General features: G+C 67.1%; 1 protein-coding gene. It reads right to left on the bottom strand.

Translation table 11 applies throughout. The annotated features are described in order from the left end of the window. Positions 1 to 43: 43 nt before the first annotated feature. Positions 44 to 1,339 carry an IS256 family transposase gene (locus AB0F52_RS48650; protein WP_360186487.1) on the bottom strand — a complete coding sequence of 432 codons (1,296 nt, stop codon included), beginning with the start codon at positions 1,337 to 1,339 and terminating at the stop codon, positions 44 to 46. Between the last annotated feature and the right edge of the window lie 45 nt (positions 1,340 to 1,384).

The following is a 1,384-nucleotide window of genomic DNA, read 5'->3' as shown; positions in this document are numbered from 1 at the left end:
CGGGTCTGTCAAACGAGCGGTGTAACTCGGGTTGAAGGGGGATCTACTTGCGTCCGGCGGCCAGACGGCCGTCGAAGGCGATCTCGAACGCGTTCAGCGCGGGTTTCCACCGCATGGTCCAGCGTTTGCGGCCGGCGCCGGTCGGGTCCAGGCTCATGATCGCCATGTAGACGCACTTGAGCGCCGCCTGCTCGTTCGGGAAGTGTCCGCGGGCCTTGACCGCGCGGCGGATACGGGCGTTGACGCTCTCGATCGCGTTGGTCGAGCAGATCACCCGCCGGATCTCCGGATCGAACGCCAGGAACGGCACGAACTCCGCCCACGCGTTGTCCCACAACCGCACGATCGCCGGATACCGGACGCCCCACTCCTGCGCGAACTCGGCGAACCGCTCCCGCGCAGCGGCCTCCGTGGCCGCGGTGTAGACCGGCTTGAGCGCCTTGGCGATCGCGTCCCAGTGCTGGCGACCCGCGTAGCGGAAGCTGTTGCGCAGCAAGTGCACGATGCAGGTCTGGGTGATCGTGGCCGGCCAGACCGCGGTGATCGCGTCCGGCAGGCCGGTCAGCCCGTCGCAGACGACCATGAGCACGTCAGCGACACCTCGGTTCTTCAGCTCGGTAAGTACGTGCAGCCAGTACTTGGCGCCCTCACCGCCGTCCCCGGCCCACAAGCCGAGGATGTCGCGCCGGCCCTCGCACGTGACCGCCAGTGCGAGGTAGATCGGCCGGTTGGCGACCTGCCCGTCACGGATCTTGACATGGATCGCGTCGATGAAGATCACCGGATACACCGGATCGAGGGGCCGATTCTGCCACTCGACCATGCCCTCGATGACCTTGTCGGTGATCGTGGAGATCGTCTGCCGGGACACCTCCGCGCCATAGACCTCAGCCAGATGCGCCGAGATCTCCCCGGTCGTCAGGCCCTTCGCGGCCAGCGAGATCACCATCTCGTCCACCCCGCCCAGGCGTTTCTGCCGCTTGGCCACGATCTTCGGCTCGAAGCTGGCATCCCGGTCCCGCGGCACGTCGATCTGGACCGGGCCAACGTCAGTCAGGACGGTTTTGGCGCGGGTGCCGTTGCGCGAGTTGCCGGTCCCGCGGCCGGCCGGGTCGTGCTTGTCATAGCCGAGGTGGTCGGTGATCTCGCCCTCGAGCGCCGACTCCAACAGCCGCTTGGTCAGCTGCGCCAGCACCCCACCCTCACCAGTCAGCGCCAGCCCACCGGCCTTCGCGCGGCTCACCAGCTGCGCCACGAGCTGCTCGTCCAGCCCATCCAGCCCGGTCTCGGCCTTCGAGTCCTCAGCGTTCTCCACGCTGGACATCATGTCGGTCATCAGGTGCACTTCCATGATCGGGAGTTACACCGCTCGTTTTACAGTCCC

The sequence above is a fragment of the Amycolatopsis sp. NPDC024027 genome (assembly GCF_040638975.1).
In the GTDB taxonomy this organism is placed as follows: Bacteria; Actinomycetota; Actinomycetes; order Mycobacteriales; family Pseudonocardiaceae; genus Amycolatopsis.
This window is presented reverse-complemented; position numbering and strand designations above follow the sequence as displayed.